Genomic DNA, 20,193 nt, shown 5'->3' with positions numbered 1-20,193 from the left:
TAAAGATTCAACATCATGAAAAATAGAAATCCTTGGAGCTGGATACCGACTCTTTACTTTGCTGAAGGACTGCCAAATGTCATTGTCACCGTGGTATCCTTGGTGATGTATAAGCAGATGGGTCTGAGCAATGCGGAAATTACATTTTATACTTCCTGGCTGAATTTGCCATGGATGCTTAAACCGATATGGAGTCCTTTTGTGGATATTATCAAGACCAAGCGTTGGTGGACGGTGGCTATGCAGTTGTTGATTGGGGCGTCCCTTGCCGGGGTAGCTTTCACTATCCCTACGGTGTGGTGGTTGCAGTCTACCTTGTTCTTTTTCTTCTTGATGGCATTCTCCAGTGCCACGCATGATATTGCAGCCGATGGCTTCTATATGTTAGGATTGAGTGAGCACGACCAGTCTCTTTTTGTAGGCATCAGAAGTACATTCTATCGCTTGGCTATGATTTTTGGTCAAGGTGTACTGGTGATGATAGCGGGTAATCTGCAAGTGATATTCCGTAATAATATCCGTTTTTCGTGGAGTCTTACCTTCTATGGTGTTACAGGATTGTTTATTGCGTTATGGGCTTGGCATCGCTATATTCTGCCAGAGCCGAAGGTTGATCGCCCTCGTTTAGGGGTCACTACACATGATATCTTGACAGAATTTGGGCATACAGTGGTTACATTCTTTCATAAGCCATATCTGCTCACGGCAGTTTGCTTCATGTTGTTCTATCGAATGCCTGAAGGATTCCTTACAAAGATTACTCCTCTGTTTCTTATCGATGCTTCGCATAACGGTGGTCTGGGATTGTCGCCACAGGAATATGGACTGGCATCGGGTACTGTGGGCGTCGTAGGTCTGTTGTTGGGTGGTATTCTAGGTGGTATGGCCGTATCTAAGGATGGACTGAAAAAGTGGTTGTGGCCGATGGTTTGTGCCATCACGCTACCAGACTGTGTATATATCTTGCTCAGTTATATGATGACGAATAATATCTTGGTGATCAGCAGTTGTCTCTTTGTGGAGCAATTCGGTTACGGATTTGGTTTCACGGCTTACATGCTTTATCTGATTTACTTCTCTCAGGGAGATTATAAAACCAGTCATTATGCACTCTGTACAGCCTTGATGACCATCAGTTTGATGTTACCGGGATTCGTGAGTGGAGCGTTACAGGAACTGTTAGGTTATCGGATGTTCTTCGTGGTCATCATGATGAGTTGTGTGGTCACATTCCTTGTTACTAAGTTTGTACATATTGATCCGGAATTCGGCCGCAAGGATGACCTCGAGATCGAAGACGAATAAATGATTCGTACTTTTTATTCTCAAAGAGCATGTTTTCTTGCTTCGGAAGCATGCTCTTTGTGTTAATATAATTGAATTCGCATCAAAAAGATGGAACCTAATGGCTCTTTTCTGTTTTGAAATGCATATCTTTGCATTAATAATCTAATATTGAACATAATAAAAGAATGAAAAACTTTAAACAGGTGATTTGTGTAAGTGTTCTAATGATGTGTTCGGTTACGGCATCAGCTCAGAACTTATTGGATCTATTGAAGGCAGCGGAGAATCCTCCCAAGGCTGAACTTGTCAAGGATTCGGTAGATGTTTATAAGCTTGCAGATAAGCGACCTTCTTATCCGGGAGGGATGGCTGCCCTAATGAAATTAATAAACGAGAAAGCCCAAAGTATACCAAAAGAATTGATCAATGGTTTAGATGAGAAAGGTTCTCGTGTTGTTGTCGGCTTTGTGATAGAGAAAGATGGTAGTTGTAGTAATTTCAGGGTGGTGAAAGGTATCACTCCACCTTTGGATAATGCTTCTCTTGAGGCGGTGAAGAGGGTAAAGATGAAGAAATGGAAACCAGCTGAGGTTGATGGCAATCCTGTAAGATATGCAATGGCTGTGGCTGTTAATTTCAAATATGATACTCCCAAGAAATACTTTTAGAGGTCCTGATATAAACAAAATGAACTTGTGAACGCTATATATTAGGTCGTTCACAAGTTCATTACTTTGATATGGATATGTTTTAATCGATGAATCTCTTCGTGATGTCGTCATATTTATCGATTCTGCGATCGCGAAGGAAAGGCCACCAGCGGCGTACCTGTTCACTGTGGTCTAAATCAATGTTGACAATAACACTTTCCTCCTCATCATTGCTGGCCCGATAATGTAATTCTCCCTGAGGTCCAGCTACAAAACTACTTCCCCAAAATTGAATACCACCAGTCTGTCCACTTGGATCCGGTTCGTAGCCTACACGATTGACTGCAATGACAGGCAAGCCGTTGGCTACAGCATGACCACGCATGACGGTTGTCCAAGCCTCGCGCTGGCGTTCCTGTTCCTCAGGAGTGTCGCTGCTCTCGTATCCAATGGCAGTAGGGTAGATAAGTATTTCTGCCCCCTGTAGAGCCATCAGACGTGCTGCTTCAGGATACCACTGGTCCCAACATACGAGTACACCTAATCGTCCGACTGATGTGTCGATAGGATGGAATCCTAAGTCGCCTGGTGTGAAATAGAATTTCTCATAGTAGGCAGGGTCATCAGGGATGTGCATCTTTCTGTATTTACCAGCTATAGTACCATCTTTTTCAATAACAACGGCTGTATTGTGATATAGGCCTGGTGCACGTTTCTCGAATAAAGAGGTGACGATGACCACACCATATTGTCGGGCCAATTCACCATAGAAGTTAGTGGAAGGACCGGGAATAGGTTCTGCAAGATTGAAGTTATCCACAGATTCAACCTGACAAAAATAGAGTGAATTGTGAAGTTCCTGTAATACAATCAGTTGTGCACCTCTTTCTGCTAGGTTAGCAATGCCTTCGGCCAGTCTAACCATATTATTTTGCAGACTACTGGTATTATGTTGTTGTAAAAAACCTACTTTGATTTCTTTCATTGTTATATATTAATAGATCTGATTACGTTGGGTGAGAATATCTTTTGGGTATTGCATTGTCAGGCAATGTAATGAACCATGTTGTCGGATGACAGTACGTGCATCGAGTCCGATGATCTCATAGTTAGGGAAGGCTTTCTGTACCTGCTCCAAGGCCTCGGCATCATTCTTCGGTTGGTTGTAAGTAGGTACGATGACAGCCCCATTGAGAATAACGAAGTTGGCATAAGTGGCAGGTAAGCGATCTTCACCGTCATAGATGGCGTCAGGCATAGGTAGACGGAGCAGACGATAAGGATTTCCTTCGAGGGTACGTAACTCCTGTAGTTCCGATTCCAATGCCACAAAGTCATCATGCTGTTCATCGTCCTCCTTTCCGGCTCCCATATATAGAATAGTATCATTAGGAGCCAGTCTGACGATGGTATCGATATGTCCGTCAGTATCGTCGCCAATCAGTTGACCATGATTCAGCCATACAATGCGAGAAGCATGGAAAATAATCTTGAGTCGATTCTCAATGTCATTTTGTCGAAGAGGTTGATTGCGATGAGGGGCCATCAGACAACTGGTCGTCGTAAAGACAGAACCCTTACCATCACTCTCGATGCTGCCGCCTTCCAGTGTGAAATCCGTATGATTTTCCAGAGCAGCATTGAATGCACCTGCATAATAGAGTTGTAGATTGATGGCATTATCTTTCTCGTAAGCAAACTTCTCACCCCAACCATTGAACTTGAAGTCGAGAAGATGGTTATGGATGTTGAATCCCTTAGCTTTACCTGTAGAGACCAATGTGATAGCTCCATGGTCACGTGCCCAAGTATCGTTGGTGTCAATCTCATAAAAGACAAGATTCTTGCACAAGTCCTCCCCAAGTTCCTGTTTCAAAGAATCTTTTACTTCGTTGACGTGAGGTGTGACGATGAGAACCTTCTCGCGTGCAGCGATGATACGGGTCATCTCGATGAAAGTACGTGTGATATCATCAAGATAAGGAGCCCAATCGGTGTTGGTATGAGGCCATGTCAGTTGAATGCCGCTTTGCGGATACCACTCAGGTGGGAGGATAAAGTCACTTTGCAAAGTAATGTTCATAGGATATGAGATTGATTGTTATTAATTGTGCAAAGTTAAACAAAAAAGAGCGAATTTAAGAAGATGTACTAACTAAAATTAGTTAAAACCTTGCATAATTACAATATAATATGTATCTTTGCACGGTAATATATAAAGGCTTATACAAGCGTGAACATACAAAAGGTAATTGATGCCCTTGAACAATTCGCGCCTCTGCCTCTGCAAGAAGACTATGATAATGCCGGGTTGCAGGTTGGATTAACAGGGGTGGAAGTCTCAGGGGCTTTATTGTGTCTTGACGTGACTGAGGAAATTGTCGATGAGGCTATCCGTAAGGGTTGTAATCTTATTGTGAGTCATCATCCGATAATCTTCAGAAAGTTACGACGTGTGACAGATGAAGACTACGTGCAGCGTGCTGTTCGTAAGGCGGTAAAAAACGACATCGCTATCGTGAGCATGCATACCAATCTGGATGCGGCCCAGGGTGGAGTGAATTTCAAGATTGCCGAAAAACTTGGTCTTGAGAATCCTGACTTCTTGGGGAAATTACAGGAAGTGAATGGCGTAAAAGGTGGAGAAGGTGTAATTGGAACCTTCGAAGAACCGTTGGCTGCCGATGACCTAGTGATAAAACTTCGTCATGTCTTTGAGGTCGAGAGCGTATGTTGTAATCAACTGTTGCGCCGTCCTATCAAGAAGGTTGCAGTCTGTGGTGGTGCAGGAAGTTTTCTACTTGAAGAGGCCATTGCTGCAGGAGTAGATGCTTTTATCACCGGTGAGATGAGCTATCATGAATATTTCGGTCATGAACAGGAAATACAGATTTGCGTGATAGGTCACTATCAGAGTGAACAATACGTGACTGAAGTCTTCCAGAGCATCATACAAAAGGCTTGCCCGGAAGTGAGATGTGAAATAGCAGAGACCAATACGAATCCGATAATTTACTTATAAAATACAATATATAATATATCAATAATATGGCAAAGAAAGATCCTTCAGAATTGACCGTAGAAGAGAAGTTGAGAACTCTCTTCCAGTTGCAGACTACCTTGTCAGCTATCGATGAGAAGCGTGCTATTCGTGGTGAGCTTCCTCTTGAGGTAAAAGACCTTGAAGATGAGATCGAGGGCTTGAAGACTCGTTATGAGAAGATTGAGCGAGAGATTGATGAATTCCAAAGAGCAATTTCTCAAAAGAAAGGTGAAATCACTGATGCAGAGCAGAGCTTGGAGCGTTACAAGAAGCAGCTTGATGAGGTAAAGAATAACCGTGAGTATGATACCTTGAGTAAGGAGATTGAATTCCAGGAACTTGAGATTCAACTTTGCGAGAAGAAGATCAAGGAAGCTCAGATTAAGGTTGAAGAAAAGGGTAAAGAGTTAGAGTACACTCAGCAGACTATTGAAGATCATGAGACAGCTCTTGCCGAGAAGCGTACAGAACTTTCTGAGATTGTCAGCGAGACCAAGGAAGAGGAAGCTAAATTGAAAGAGAAGGCAACCGAACTTGAGAGTAAGATCGAAGAGCGTCTTCTTACCAGCTTCAAGCGTATCCGTAAGGGTGCTCGTAATGGTCTTGGTATCGTGTATGTACAGCGTGATGCCTGTGGTGGTTGCTTCAACAAGATTCCGCCTCAGCGTCAGTTGGATATCAAGATGCACAAGAAGATTATCGTTTGTGAATACTGTGGTCGTATCCTTATTGACCCAGAATTGGCAGGTGTTAAATCTGAAGTAAAAGAAGAAAAGCCAAAGCGCAAGCGTACTATTCGTAAGAAGAAAACAGAAGGAGAAGAGGCTTAAAGACCTCTTTCCTTCCATATAAGTTCTTTAGCGGCATTGATTTCTTTAAATTTAATCTCTGCCGCTTTTTTTATGTCTTCACCAAGAGTGGCAACACGGTCAGGATGATTCTGTAATGCCAACTTACGATAGGCTTTCTTTACCTCATCATTGCTGGCATCCGGTGATACCCCCAACACTTTATATGCTGCGTCTAGATTTGTACTGCCATCCTTGAGGTTGAGCATAGATTCTACATCGGCTATAGACAATCCCAGATGGATAGCTACATTTTTTATAGCTTTTACCTCTTCTGTCGCTACAATACCATCGGCTCTGGCTATAATCGTCAAGAAGTTGATGAGTTGTAAACGCTGTTCAAAAGGCATATAGACAGCAATCTGATGACAACTGTCACGGATAACACTTTCAAACTGTTGGGCTCCTATATTCTTCTGTTGTTCAAAGATCTTCAACAGTATTTGTTCTCCTTGTACCTTTGCGGATTCTCCGAAATTCTGTCGAAGGAAGTTTCTTACTACTTCCATCTCAGAATGCATCACCTTACCGTCGGCGCGAATGATGTAGGCTGTGAGGACCAATAAAGAGAACATGAAGGAATTTCGTTGCTCTTCTTGTCGATATTGTCGATGTGTTGACCCATAATCATCGTATTCACGATTAATATACGTATCGTTTTCGCTGTAATTATCTAATCCTTTATCGAAAAGATATCCCATTGCAAACCCTACAAGAGCTCCGAGAGGACCTCCTGTAATCCAGCCTAAGGCTCCGCCTATCCATTTTCCTGCTGCCATATTATTATTTGTTTGATTATATATCCTTGATGATGCAAATATTATGCCAACTCAAGTTCCTTGCTTATTTCTGATTCATATAATCACGAGGCGAAACACCATAGAGAGCCTTGAATGTAGTTGAGAAAGAAGCCGGATTGTTGAATCCACAAGCATACATCACATCCGTTACATTCTGTCCTTGCTGTTTCAACAGTTTGGCAGCCTGTTGTAATCGTATGTTACGGATGAAACCATGAGGAGTTTGGTTTGTCAGCTCCTTCATCTTACGGTATAAATGGACACGGCTGATACCCACCTGTTCAGAAATCATATTGACACTTAACTCAGGATTGCTGATGTTAGCGTTGATAACGCCCATGATTCTCTCCAACAATTTCTCGTCAGGACTCTGCATCTTGATCTCGTCAATTCTGCTCTTTTGCGACTCATTGCCATTGAATTTGTTGCGAAGAGTCTGCCTCTGCTGTAATAAGTTGACAACAGTACGACGAAGAATATCCATATTGAAAGGTTTCACGATGAAAGCATCAGCACCGGTTTCCAATCCCTCCAGTCTGTCCTCGTCACGGCTCTTTGCCGTCAGCAGGATGACCGGAATATCATTGGTATTGATATTGTTCTTGAGATTAGCACAGAGCGTGTTTCCGTCCATTTCCGGCATCATGACATCACTAATCACCAAGTTAGGTCTTTCCTTGCGGAGGATACCTTCCAACGCATCCTTACCATTTGGATAAGTTGTGATCTTATAGTCTCTTCCCAACTCACTCTCAAGATATTTGGAAATCTCCTCGTCGTCCTCCACGATGGCAACCGTAGTACGTTTACCCTTACCTGTTGTCTCCGTGTTTAGAACATCTTCGATGTCATCATCTACAATCGTTTCCTCAACATCATTCTGTGCCTCTATACGTTTCTCCTCTTCAGCATCAAGAGAATCAGAAATCATCTCTTCAGGTTTCAGATGCTCATTACCTAACGGAATGGTAACGACAAATTCGCAACCCTTGTCTTCGTTATTATGAGCCTCGATATTACCATAGTGAAGTTCCACGAGAGAACGTGTCAGGTCGAGACCGATACCCGTACCAATATGGCGATCGTTAGCCGTCGTCGGTGTCTGGTAGAAGCGGTCGAATATACGTTCTAGTTTATCCTCTGCAATCTTCTCTCCGTCATCGCTGATAGCTATTTTACATTCTTCAGCTGTATGCGTAAGTTTGATGGTGATATTTCCACCCACCTTAGTATATTTAAAGGCATTAGAGATGATGTTGACCAAGATTTTGTCAAAGTTACTTCGGTCAATCCATACAGGAAGCCTATCGCAGTCGTGCTCGAATTTCAGATTGATCTTCTTGTTACGAGCCTGTTCAGCGAAGAGCGTGCGCACATCATCGATGAAAGAAATCATATTCGTTTCTCGCATATGCATAGCCATCTGTCCTTTATCGATTTTACGCAGATCCATCATTTGGTTGATGAGGTGAAGTATACGCTCAGCATTTCTTCGCATAGTCTCGTAAACATGCTGATGATGCAAATCCTTATTCTCTTTCATCAATTGCAGTAGAGGAGAGATAATCAGCGTCATAGGCGTACGAATCTCATGACTGATGTTCATGAAGAATTTCAGTTTAGCCTCACCCATTTCCTCAGCATGGATATGCTCTTGCAGTTTAAGACGAGCCTCTTCGCGGCGTTTACGATACTGTAGATACTCGAAGACACCAAAAACCAACAGGATGATATAGAATAAATAAGCGATAGAAGAGCGATACCACGGAGATTTTACGATGATGGTAAACTCCTTCTCGCTGGATTGCTGATTGTTGAGCATAGCCTTCACGCGGAAATGATATGTTCCCGGTGACAAGTGGCTGAAGTTGATCTCATTGCTTCCCGGTTGTAGTTTATTCCATTTCTCGTTGTTGATGCTATACAAATAAGTGATATTGTCAGGATCATCGTATGTAAGCGTAGACAGATGTAGCGAGAGAGAGTTATCCTCATAGTCGAAGGTATATTCCTCATCTTCGTTTTTATCGTCTTCCATATAACCGAGGATTTCTTGGTTTCCCGATACAATACTTGTTAATGTTACATTTGCTTTCCAAGTCTGGTTAAGTTTTGCATCGGTTTCGAACCATGTCACACCACCGACACCTCCGAAGAACGCATTCTTTCCATCCTGAGTCATGAACGAAGCCCCATCTGTGAACTCATTTCCTTGTAATCCCTTGTCAGTATAGAAACAATTCATGTTGAGATTCTTCGGATTCATGCAGCACAGACCATGATAAGTACCTATCCACAATCTACCCAAGTGATCATGTTCTATACTGGCAATACCATTACAAGGCAGTCCATCTTTTATGGTTATTATCTTCGTCTTTTTATTTTTCTGATCATAACGATAAAGTCCATAATTCGTTCCCACATAGATGAATCCGTCCAATCCCTCGTGTACGGTAGTACAATAAGTTCCGAAATTAGGACAGTTCACGCCAAAGGTACTAAGCCAACTGTTCTTGGTCAAGTCCAGACATACGACTCCCACGGAAGTAGCGGCATACATACGTTTGCCATCACGAGAGAGAATGATTTTACCGATAAAATTATTGGTCAGACAGTTCATATGTCGTGTGTTGTTGTTCTGAGGAGCAACAAAGCGCTTCTGTTTTCCTGTCGAAGGGTCTAAATAGATGATACCCTGTCCCATGGTACCTATCCATAGATTATCATGATGATCCTTAGCAATGGTGTAAACACTCGTGTGCTCACCAATATTAAGGTTATGTGGTGTGTAGGCCGAAGAAGATGCAGAAACGTATCCCATACCTTCCTCGTATGATCCTAACCATATTTTTCCGTCTTTGGTTTCCGTTAAGGCCAGAATGGTAGAAGGTACATTTGTATAATGTCTTATCAAGTTGCGATGACTGTCCAAGAGATATAAGCCATCTTTATCCGTACCCACCCATAAGTTTCCTAGATGGTCTCTGAGTACGGCGGAAACACAGTTAGAACCAATTACGTTATGCGTTCCGAGTTTTGCACCGAGATAGCCAAAGATACTATGCTGGACAGGTTGCATGAATACACCTTTCTGGAACAATCCCAACCAGATGTTTCCCGATTGATCCTCGATGATAGAATACACCTTGGTATGGGTAAGGTCGGTTTCTGGAGAGTAGAAAGGATTGTTGGTGATCAGATTCGTTTTCGGGTCGAAAGTATAGAGACCGTTACCATCACATCCTAACAAGAACAGACCGTTCCTGGTGATATGGAAACTCGAAATTGGTAGGTTGCCGGCAGCCGGAATCTTCTCAAAAGTTTGGTTAGAATTGTTGAGCTTGAAAAGACCTTGTCCGATAGTTGCAACATAAATATTTCCCCGAGCATCCTCGCAGATATCTCTTAGATATGTTCGGGTTTCCTTCGGGATCGATACCTTCTGGAGTTTATTGTGAAAGACACAGAGAAGTCCTTGTTTGTCATCGATAATCCATAAGCGTCCCTTACTGTCTTCCACCATCTTACGGATAAATAAAACTTTTGCCGTAGCTCCACCTAAAGCCATAGCCGTATTATCCTTGAGTTGCAAGAGACCATATCCGGAAGTGCTGATCAGAATTTTCCCCTGTTTATTCTCAATGATAGAAGTGACATAAGTACTTATCTCACGTTTGGTATTTTTGTCATAGAGATGAATCGTCTCGAAAGCACCATTATGGAATCGTTGTACGTTGGTATTACTTCCAAAATACAGATCGTGCTTAGAGTCCTCACATATACAGTTGATATATACGCTTGTAAGGTCATCGTTCGTAAAGTTCTTGAATTGATAGCCGTCATATCTGCTTAGTCCATTTCTGGTAGCAATCCAAATGTAACCTTGTGAATCCTGATATACCTGATTTACAAAACTGCTAGGTAGTTGGTTATCCGTATTATAGAATTTACCGGTTTGGGCAGAGATTCTTAAGGTTAGAAGTAATAATAATATTAAAAAATTAAGTTTCATAGTTAGCTTTTTGCTTCGCATACGTTATTTTCTGCAAAGATACTGAAATTATGCGAGTTACAAAAGAAATAGCGGATAAATTATTTTTCGATGGTACGAATAGGAAAGTTTTTGTTACAGCAGTTTAACACAGTTTGATACAAATGATAAATTATTGGAAACATATGAAAACGATAGTTTGCAAATAAACGATTACCTTTGCAGCGTTGAATTTATAGTTGTTTTAAAAATATAGAATCTGGTGGATTCTGAAGATACGAAAGATACATAAGTTTATGTGAAATTATTTTTTAGGTTAGTTAAAAAAGTTGTTTTTTGAACGTTTTAGGTAGTTCTGGGTCATGAGTAGCGATACTAGTGACCCAGTATTTTTTTTCTGTATGTATCACTTTTTATGGCACAGAAAGTTGTTTTTGTCAATAAATTATATTACCTTCGCAGAAAGTAATCATATAAAATGGATTTATTTCTAATCATATTTCTTCTCTGTATAGGCGCTAGTTTCATACAGCGTACTACAGGATTCGGTTTTGGCATCTTCATCATGACGATGCTTCCGTTCCTCATGCCGTCATTCGGCGAAGCCACCACATTGAGTGGACTGCTGGCCATGTCGACATCTCTTATTGTAGCCGTAAGAATGCGTAAATACGTGGTATGGAAGAATCTGCTGCCGATGCTTCTTACTTTCATTGTCGTGTCAGCAATACCAATCTTCTATCTGAAAAGAATGGATGACATACTTCTGCGTAGGATTCTCGGTATCGTTCTGATCCTTATCAGCATTTATTTCGAGTTCTTCAGTCGTCGGATAAAAATACCTGCGACAAAGTCCAATCAGGTCGGCATAGGCGTGTTGAGCGGACTCATGGGAGGATTCTTCGGAATGCAAGGACCACCGGCCGTGCTTTATTTTATATCCTCAGAGTCCGATAAAAATCATTATATGGCCATGTGCCAAACCTATTTCGTTGTTGGTAACCTGATGATGACACTGGAGCGTGCGTACAATGGCTTTCTCACACCTACCGTCGGAATAGATTACCTGTATGGTATAGGAGGTGTCGTATTAGGCTCCGCTTTGGGCGCATTCGTCTTTAATCACATCCCGAGATACATATTCAGATATGTCGTATATACTTACATTGGAATTAGCGGAATTATAATACTTTTTACAGCATAGCCACCACTTGAAACTTTTAGTAAACTATTTGAAACATATACGAAATTACTTACGCCTAAAATATATTAACTTTGTGCTCAAATGAAAAGATCGTATTTGTTATTATGTTTGCTGCTTTCGTTTATGGGCCTTTATGCCCATAATGACGAGCAGCGTATATGGTTTAATACTCCGGCCAAAGAGTGGTTGGAGGCATTGCCATTGGGTAATGGAAAGATGGGTGCAATGTTATATGGTGGAATTGTTTCCGATACCATTGCTTTAAACGAGGATACCTTTTGGTCGGGTGGTCCTTATACCAATAATTCCAAGGAATCATTATCTCATCTGGCAGAAGTGCGACAGTTGATATTCAATGGGCGTGAAAACGAAGCTGAGAATCTCATCAACCGTTATTTCATCAAGGGACCTCATGGCATGAAATTCCTTCCTTTGGGAGATATCGTAATCGACTTTGACTGTCATGACAAGGTTAGTCAGTATGTGCGAGACTTGAAGTTAGATCGCGCATTAGCTTCTGTGGATTACAAGCAAGGCGGTAATCATATTCATCGCGAAGTGTTTGCTTCGCTTAGTGATCCCGTCATTGTTGTCAGAATTACCAGTGACAGTCCAATCTCACTACGTGTAAAAGACCATAACTTCTTGCAGAGAGTATGTAGTGTGAATAACCATACTTTGATTTCAAGGTTGCATAATGTCGATCACGAGGGAGTAAGAGGTCAACTTGAAGCCGAATATCGCGTTCTTGTCAAGGCAGACGGAGACGTAAAAGACGGGAAATCAGACATACAGATCAAGAATTCCCGCGAGATAATCTTATTGATCACAGCAGCCACAAGTTTTGTAAATTATCATGATGTTTCAGCATCTCCGGCTCAGCGATGCACGAAACAACTAGCATCGGTAGCGAATCTCTCGTATGCCAAACTTCTTCAGCGACATGAAAAAGCATACAAGAAGCAATACGACCGTGTAAGTTTGCATATATATAATAAGGTGGGAGATAAGAATGTGCAGTTGGCAAATATGCTTTTCAACTATGGACGCTATCTTCTCATCTCCTCCTCGCAGCCCGGTTCAGAACCTGCTAACCTGCAAGGTATATGGAATCGCGATGTGAATCCGGCTTGGGATAGTAAGTATACCATCAATATCAATACAGAAATGAACTATTGGCCGGCAGAAGTTTGTGGCCTTACCGAATGTGAAGAACCTTTGTTCCGCATGATCAAGGATTTGAGCGAGACAGGAGCCGTCACAGCCCGAGAAATGTACGGCTGTCGCGGTTGGATGGCCCATCACAATACGGATTTATGGCGTATCTCAGGTCCTGTAGATGGTGCTATGTGGGGAATGTATCCGAATGGCGGAGCATGGCTCACGACGCATCTCTGGCAACATTATCTGTATACGGGCGACAAAAAATGGTTACGCGAACAGTATCCGATTCTCAAGGGAGCGGCAGATTTCTATCTCGACTATATGCAAGAAGACCCTAAGACCGGCGATTTAGTGACCATACCATCAGAATCACCGGAACATGGCCCTTATGGACGTTCTGCCATCACGGCAGGTTCTACGATGGACAATCAGATAGCCCGTGATGTACTTACACAAGCCTTTAAGGCAGATTCAATCTTGAATATAGACCCAAATTATCGTAAGAGACTAAAACTCCAAATCTCAAGGATAGCCCCAATGAAGGTTGGAAAGTATGGCCAGTTGCAAGAGTGGCGAGAAGATGCCGATGATCCTAAAGATCAGCATCGCCATATCTCTCATTTGTATGGCTTGTATCCTTCTAATCAGATTTCTCCGTCGGATTCTGTGCTTTTCGAGGGTGCCCGCAACACCTTGATACAGCGAGGCGATGAAGCTACAGGATGGAGTTTGGCTTGGAAAGTGAACTTCTGGGCACGTATGCATGATGGCAACCATGCTTGGAAAGTCATCAAGAACCTATTCAATGGACATCTGTATCCTAACTTCTTCGATGCCCATCCACCTTTCCAAATCGATGGTAACTTTGGACTTGCCGCTGGTATCGCAGAGATGCTTGTTCAGAGTCAGAATGGTAAGGTAGAATTGCTTCCTGCTCTTCCTGACGACTGGACAGATGGTGAAGTCAAGGGCTTCAGAACACGTGGAGGTAAGGTCGTTGATATGAAATGGAAGGCTGGAAAGATTATCTATTCCAAGATCCATTGATATCAATGCTCTTAAGGTTGGATAATACCCTCGTTTTACGCAGTTAACTTCGTAAGGCTACGCAGTTAACTGCGTAGGCCGATGTAGTTAACTGCGTGAGCTGATGTAGTTAACTGCGTAAATCGATGCCGTTAATAGCGTAAAGAACATAGATTCTATGTACCCTGAAAATCATCGAAATCATGTTTATATAATAAATAAGACACTATGAAGAAACAGAAAAAAGTAAAGCAGGTTGCTTTCTCTATGGGAGTAAGTTTGTGTACGGTAGTGTTGACGATGTTCTCATCGCCGATAAAGGCACAGACCTATCCTTATCAGAATCCCAATCTCCCGGTAGAGCAACGTGCGAAAGACTTGTTAAGTCGCTTGACCCTTGAAGAAAAGGCTTCTCTGATGCTCGACGAGTCACCAGCAATTCCACGTTTAGGTATCAAGAAGTTCTTTTGGTGGAGCGAGGCTCTACATGGCGCAGCCAATATGGGCAATGTTACGGTATTTCCGGAACCTGTGGCAATGGCCTCTTCTTTTAACGACCAACTACTATATCGTGTGTTTAATGCCGCAAGTGATGAGATGCGTGCGCAATACAATCAGCGAATGCTTGCTGGTGGCGAAGACCAGAAATTCCATAGTCTTTCGGTATGGACTCCTAATGTAAACATCTTCCGCGATCCTAGATGGGGAAGAGGACAGGAAACCTATGGAGAAGACCCGTATCTTACCTCTGTCATGGGTGTTGCTGTTGTTAGAGGTCTGCAAGGACCGGAATCTTCAAAGTATCGTAAACTTTGGGCTTGTGCCAAGCATTATGCCGTGCATAGTGGACCGGAATATACTCGCCATACGGCAAATATCAATGATGTAGAACCACGAGACTTGTGGGAAACTTATCTACCAGCTTTCAAGACCTTGGTACAAGATGCTAAGGTGAGAGAGGTGATGTGCGCTTATCAACGACTCGATGACGAACCATGTTGTGGTAATAATCGACTGTTGCAGCAAATCCTGCGTGACGAATGGGGATTCAAATACCTTGTCGTCAGCGATTGTGGGGCTGTTTCCGATATTTGGCAGACCCATAAAACCTCTAGTGATGCTGTCCATGCTTCTGCTGTAGCGACTTTGGCCGGTACCGACGTGGAATGTGGATATAATTATGCTTATAAGAGTATTCCGGAGGCTGTGCGCCGCGGATTGATTTCCGAAGAAGAAGTCGATAAGCATGTATTACGCCTGTTGGAAGGTCGCTTTGAATTGGGTGAGATGGATGATCCTAAACTTGTGGAATGGTCTAAGATAAAGCCTTCTGTCATGGATTGTAAGGAACATCGCCGGATAGCTCTTGAAATGGCTCGTCAGAGTTTAGTCCTTCTTCAGAATAACAACCAGATTCTTCCTTTGGGCCGTAAGGAGAAAATCGCCGTTATCGGCCCTAATGCCGACAATACACCTATGATGTGGGGTAACTACAACGGAACACCAAATCATACGGTGACCATTCTTGATGGTATCAAGGCCAAGAATAAGAATGTAGTGTATATGAAGGGATGTGATCTCACAGACGACAAAATCGTGACCACTCTTCTTCCTGAATGTCAGATTGATGGCCATAAAGGTTTGCGAGGCACCTTCTGGAATAATATGGAGTGGGGCGGTAAACCCGTCACAACTCAGTATTATACCGATGAACTCGCCGTAACAACAGCAGGTATGCATGTGTTTGCCCCAGGAGTAAAAGTAGAAAACTTCTCGGCAAAATATGAGACAGTATATAAGGCGAAAAAGTCACAGCAAGTAGTATTGAAAGTAGAGAGTTGTGGTGACTTTGAGGTTTTGGTGAATGGAAAGACCGTACAGAAGTTTCACACATGGCGCACCCAGCCCACTCGTACCCCTCTTGATGTAGAAGCCGGTAAAAACTATAAGATCGAAATACGTTATCATTTCGTTCCTACTTGGGGAGCTAATATGAAGATCAACCTAGGCGTAGAGAATCCAATCAATTATCAGAAGCAGATAGCCCAACTCAAGGGTATCGACAAAGTCATCTTCGTTGGTGGTATTTCTCCGGCACTTGAAGGTGAAGAGATGCCGGTAAAGATCGATGGCTTCAAAGGCGGAGACCGTACCAATATCGAGTTGCCGAAGGTACAGCGTGATTATCTGAAGGCTTTGAAAGATGCCGGCAAGAAAGTCATCTATGTCAATTGTTCGGGTTCGGCAATCGCCTTGACTCCGGAAACGAAGAATGTAGAAGCTATTCTCCAGGCTTGGTATCCAGGTCAGGAGGGTGGAACCGCCGTAGCCGAAGTATTGTATGGTGACTATAACCCTGGCGGTAAACTTCCTGTTACATTCTATAAGAGTACCAGTCAACTACCAGACTTTGAAGATTATTCGATGAAAGGCAGAACCTATCGGTATTTCGAAGATGCACTCTTCCCATTTGGTTATGGACTAAGTTACACCTTATTTAATATAGGGGACGGTAAGGCTTCTAAGACAAATATCCTTCCGGAAGAAACGGTTCAACTGACAATACCGGTAGCCAACGTAGGAAAGAAAGACGGTAGCGAGACTGTTCAGGTCTATGTCAAGAAGGATGGTGACACGGAAGGCCCTATCAAAACCCTGCGTGCCTTTAAGAAGGTAAACCTCAAAGTCGGCGAATCGAAGAATGTAGAAATCGAACTCGGCAAAAACGCTTTCGAGTTTTTCGACAACACCACGAATACTGTTCGTACCACTCCGGGACTCTATCACGTATGGTATGGAACAAGTAGTTTTAAACAAGATTTAAAAGAAATTGATATAACGATTGAAAAATAATCTTAAATCGTAGGACGAATAAGATAGACTGTTAAAAATCTCATTTCTTGTTACATTTTGTATCAGAAATGAGATTTTTCTTGTTTTTGTAACATGGTATAAAGTTTATGTAACACTCAAATACCCTTTATATAAAAGGTTTGCGTAATTTTGTTGCGTTAATTTTATCAATCAACCTAATAATTACAATGAAACATTTAAGCAGACTTTTGCAAGTCATTTCGCTGGTGGCGTTGATGCTTGTGCTTTCTTCAATGACAGCATTGGCACAGAACACCATCAAGGGAAATGTTACGGATGAAAGTGGTGAACCATTGATTGGTGCCACTGTCGTCATGAAGGGCAATCATTCTGTAGGCGCAGTTACCGACTTTGATGGTAACTTCGTGTTGCAGGTGCCTTCTAAGCAAGTTACTTTGACCATTTCATACATTGGAATGGTTACGAAAGATGTAACAGCGAACAGTTCGCGACCTTTGCGTATTACTTTGAAAAGTGATGCACACACAACAGACGAAGTCGTCGTAGTTGGTTATGGTCAGCAGAAGAAAGCTTCAGTCGTTGGTTCTATCACACAGACCGATGCTAAAGCTCTTCAACGTACCGGTGGTTTGTCATCACTGGGTGCAGCATTGACCGGTAATCTTCCTGGTGTTATCACCATGCAGAGTTCTGGTATGCCAGGTGATGAGGATCCACAGATCGTCATCCGTGGTGTCAGTACCTGGGGTGATACTCAGCCGCTGATCCTCGTCGATGGTATCGAGCGTCCTATGGGATCTATCGATATCGCTTCAGTTCAGAACATTTCTGTATTGAAAGATGCTTCTGCAACAGCCGTTTATGGTGTACGTGGTGCAAATGGTGTTATCTTGATTACTACCAAGCGTGGTGAAGAGGGTAAGGCCAAAATCGAAATCGGTATGCAGATGGCTGCCAAGGTAGTGTCTAAGTTGCCTAATAAGTTTGATAGTTACAATGCGCTCCGCGTTCGTAACCAGGCAGCTGAATATGAATTGGGCGTAGAGCCTGGATCTTGGAGCAAGGTGCTTCCTGAGTATATCCTCGAAAAGTATCGTAACCCTGCTAACCTTGAGGAGGCTGAACGTTATCCTAATGTAGATTGGGCTAGCGAGTTGTTCAACAAGACCGCTTTCTCTTACAATCCTAATATCAATGTAAGTGGTGGTACCAAGTTCGTACACTACTTCGCTTCTTTGGATTTCTTACACGAGGGTGACCTTTATAAGAGATGGGACAATAACCGTGGTTATAAGGCCGGTTATGGTTTCAACCGTGTAAACATCCGTTCTAACCTCGACTTCCAGTTGACTAAGACTACCAAGTTGAAGGTTAACCTCTTTGGTTCTCATGGTGTTTCTCAGGGCCCTTATGGCGTAGGTCGTGGTTCATGGGCAGAGACTCAGCTCTGGGAGGCTGCTTATTCAGCACCTACAGATGCTTTCCTTCCTCGTTATAGTGATGGCACTTGGGGTTATTATCCTGATGATACTCAGGGTGCTCACAACTCTGTACAGGATTTGGCTATCGCTGGTATCAACAATACTACTAATACTCGTATCAATACCGACTTTACCATTGAACAGGATTTGAGCTTCCTCTTGAAAGGTTTGAGAGCTAGTGCTACTGTTTCTTGGGATAATACCTTTACCGAGGATAAGCGTGGTATCAACGATATGAACCATGGTACACAGACTAAGTGGATCAACCCAGAGACCGGTGAAGTGACCTATTCTCAGAAAGGTGATAACAAGACTGGTTTCGACTTCAATGAGGGTATCCGTTGGACAACAGATGCTGGTTCTGTAGGCGTAGGTGCTCGTAACCTCTTCTATCAGGCTCAGTTGTTCTGGGGGCAGAAGTTCGGTTTGCACGATGTTACCGCAATGGGTGTGTTCAATCGTACAGAGAATGCTTACGGAAGTGATTTCCCTAATTATCGTGAGGACTGGGCTTTCCGTGCTACATATAATTATGCAGGTCGTTACTTCGCAGAGTACAATGGTGCTTACAATGGTTCTGAGAAGTTCGGTCCTAAGAACCGTTTCCACTTCTTTAACTCAGGCGCTATCGGTTGGCTTATCAGCGAAGAGAAATTCTTCAAGCCAGTTAAGAAAGTTGTCGACATGTTGAAGCTTCGTTACAGCTACGGTCAGGTAGGTAACGATTGGAGTCCTTCTCGTTGGCTTTATGCTTCTGAGTGGGGATATAATGCAAGAGGTGCAAACCAGTCTGGTAGCATTATCCAGGGTCTGAATCAGGATGCCAGTCCTTATACTTGGTATTATGAGAAGAAGATCGGTAATGAGAATGTACATTGGGAAACTGCTGTTAAGCAGAACTTCGGTGTAGATTATAGCTTCTTGGGTGGTCTCTTCGCAGGTAGCTTAGAGTTCTTCCACGAGCAGCGTAGCGATATCTTGGTTCCTGGTGGCGACCGTGCCGTACCTACTTATTTCGGTATGTCTCCTGCTACATCTAACCTTGGTAAGTCAAGAACTAACGGTTATGAGTTGGAACTTCGTGTCAACAAGGTAATCAATAATGTTCGTCTGTGGGGTAACTTCAATATGACTCACGCAAGATGTAAGATCATCGTTAAGGATGACCCAGCTTTGAAGCCAGCTTACCAGAAGCAGGCCGGATATGCTATCGGTCAGGACCATGCTAACCTGACTACAGGTTTCGCTAATACTTGGGACCAGATCTATGGTATGACAGAGTTTGATACTAATGATAATCAGAAATTGCCAGGTTCTTACACTGTAGTTGACTACAATGCAGATGGTAAGATTGATTCAGACGACTCAGCTCCTTATGGTTATACAGGTATTCCTGAGAATACATATAGTGCATCTGTCGGTGCAGAATATAAGGGCTGGAGCTTCTATGTACAGTTCTATGGCGTAACTAACGTAGACCGTTACGTAGCATTCAACTCTCTTGGTAAGAAACTTGATACCGTATTCGATGAGGGTACATTGTGGACAAAGGATACTCAGAATGCTGACGCTCCAATGCCTCGTATCAATTCTACTCCAAGCTATGCCGAGGGTACTCGTTTCCACTATGATGGTTCATTCATTCGTTTGAAGAATGCAGAAATTGCATATACCTTTACTCAGCCTTGGGTTAAGAGCATGGGTATCAACAGCATTCGTTTGTACTTGAATGGTAATAACCTCTGGGTATGGTCTAGAATGCCGGACGACCGTGAGTCTAACTTCGCAGGTACTGGTCTGGGCTCTCAGGGTGCTTATCCTACCGTTAAGCGTTTCAACCTGGGTCTTAAAATCAATTTCTAAT

12 protein-coding genes are annotated in these 20,193 nt (G+C 42.8%); 8 read left to right on the top strand and 4 right to left on the bottom strand.

The genetic code is table 11. The features are described 5' to 3' along the window. The first annotated feature begins 15 nt into the window (after positions 1–15). The gene (locus K333_RS0101815) at positions 16–1,305 is read left to right on the top strand and encodes an MFS transporter (RefSeq protein ID WP_024989166.1); all 1,290 of its coding nucleotides are present in this window, start codon (positions 16–18) and stop codon (positions 1,303–1,305) included. 167 nt (positions 1,306–1,472) lie between these two features. Further along, positions 1,473–1,955 carry an energy transducer TonB gene (locus K333_RS11700; RefSeq protein WP_024989167.1) on the top strand — a complete coding sequence of 161 codons (483 nt, stop codon included), beginning with the start codon at positions 1,473–1,475 and terminating at the stop codon, positions 1,953–1,955. Positions 1,956–2,037: 82 nt separating this feature from the next. Here K333_RS11700 and K333_RS0101805 read toward each other — a convergent pair whose 3' ends face one another. Beyond that, positions 2,038–2,922: a carbon-nitrogen hydrolase gene (locus tag K333_RS0101805; RefSeq protein WP_024989168.1), complete on the bottom strand. Its 885-nt coding sequence runs from the start codon at positions 2,920–2,922 to the stop codon at positions 2,038–2,040. A gap of 9 nt (positions 2,923–2,931) precedes the next feature. Next, positions 2,932–4,020, bottom strand: coding sequence for an agmatine deiminase family protein (locus tag K333_RS0101800; RefSeq protein WP_036885831.1), 1,089 nt, complete (start codon positions 4,018–4,020; stop codon positions 2,932–2,934). A gap of 150 nt (positions 4,021–4,170) precedes the next feature. Between K333_RS0101800 and K333_RS0101795 the strand changes: the two genes are divergently transcribed. Next, positions 4,171–4,959: a Nif3-like dinuclear metal center hexameric protein gene (locus tag K333_RS0101795; protein WP_024989170.1), complete on the top strand. Its 789-nt coding sequence runs from the start codon at positions 4,171–4,173 to the stop codon at positions 4,957–4,959. Positions 4,960–4,985: 26 nt separating this feature from the next. After that, a complete protein-coding gene (locus tag K333_RS0101790; RefSeq protein WP_024989171.1) occupies positions 4,986–5,810 on the top strand; it encodes a zinc ribbon domain-containing protein in 825 nt (274 codons plus the stop codon). On the opposite strand, the gene K333_RS13610 is transcribed toward K333_RS0101790, so the two are convergent. Together K333_RS13610 and K333_RS0101780 are read right to left on the bottom strand one after the other, a co-directional pair. Then, entirely contained in the window at positions 5,807–6,607 is an 801-nt protein-coding gene (locus K333_RS13610) for a DnaJ domain-containing protein (protein WP_024989172.1), read from the bottom strand. The genes K333_RS0101790 and K333_RS13610 overlap by 4 nt on opposite strands. Positions 6,608–6,671: 64 nt before the next feature. Beyond that, a complete protein-coding gene (locus K333_RS0101780) occupies positions 6,672–10,640 on the bottom strand; it encodes a hybrid sensor histidine kinase/response regulator transcription factor (protein WP_024989173.1) in 3,969 nt (1,322 codons plus the stop codon). Positions 10,641–11,097: 457 nt separating this feature from the next. Between K333_RS0101780 and K333_RS0101775 the strand changes: the two genes are divergently transcribed. The 4 genes from K333_RS0101775 to K333_RS0101760 all read left to right on the top strand — a co-directional run bounded on the left by K333_RS0101775 (position 11,098) and on the right by K333_RS0101760 (position 20,192). Beyond that, positions 11,098–11,823, top strand: a complete 726-nt coding sequence (locus tag K333_RS0101775) for a sulfite exporter TauE/SafE family protein (protein ID WP_024989174.1) — start codon at positions 11,098–11,100, stop codon at positions 11,821–11,823. An 81-nt stretch (positions 11,824–11,904) separates the two neighbouring features. Continuing rightward, positions 11,905–14,034, top strand: coding sequence for a glycoside hydrolase family 95 protein (locus tag K333_RS11695; protein ID WP_024989175.1), 2,130 nt, complete (start codon positions 11,905–11,907; stop codon positions 14,032–14,034). A 246-nt stretch (positions 14,035–14,280) separates the two neighbouring features. After that, positions 14,281–16,866, top strand: coding sequence for a xylan 1,4-beta-xylosidase (xyl3A, locus tag K333_RS0101765; RefSeq protein ID WP_027452260.1), 2,586 nt, complete (start codon positions 14,281–14,283; stop codon positions 16,864–16,866). A 188-nt stretch (positions 16,867–17,054) separates the two neighbouring features. Next, on the top strand, positions 17,055–20,192 hold the full coding sequence (locus tag K333_RS0101760; RefSeq protein WP_027452259.1) for a SusC/RagA family TonB-linked outer membrane protein: 3,138 nt from the start codon (positions 17,055–17,057) through the stop codon (positions 20,190–20,192). Position 20,193: the final 1 nt, after the last annotated feature.

The organism is Segatella albensis DSM 11370 = JCM 12258, assembly GCF_000426565.1.
Classification (GTDB): domain Bacteria; phylum Bacteroidota; class Bacteroidia; order Bacteroidales; family Bacteroidaceae; genus Prevotella; species Prevotella albensis.
This window is presented reverse-complemented; position numbering and strand designations above follow the sequence as displayed.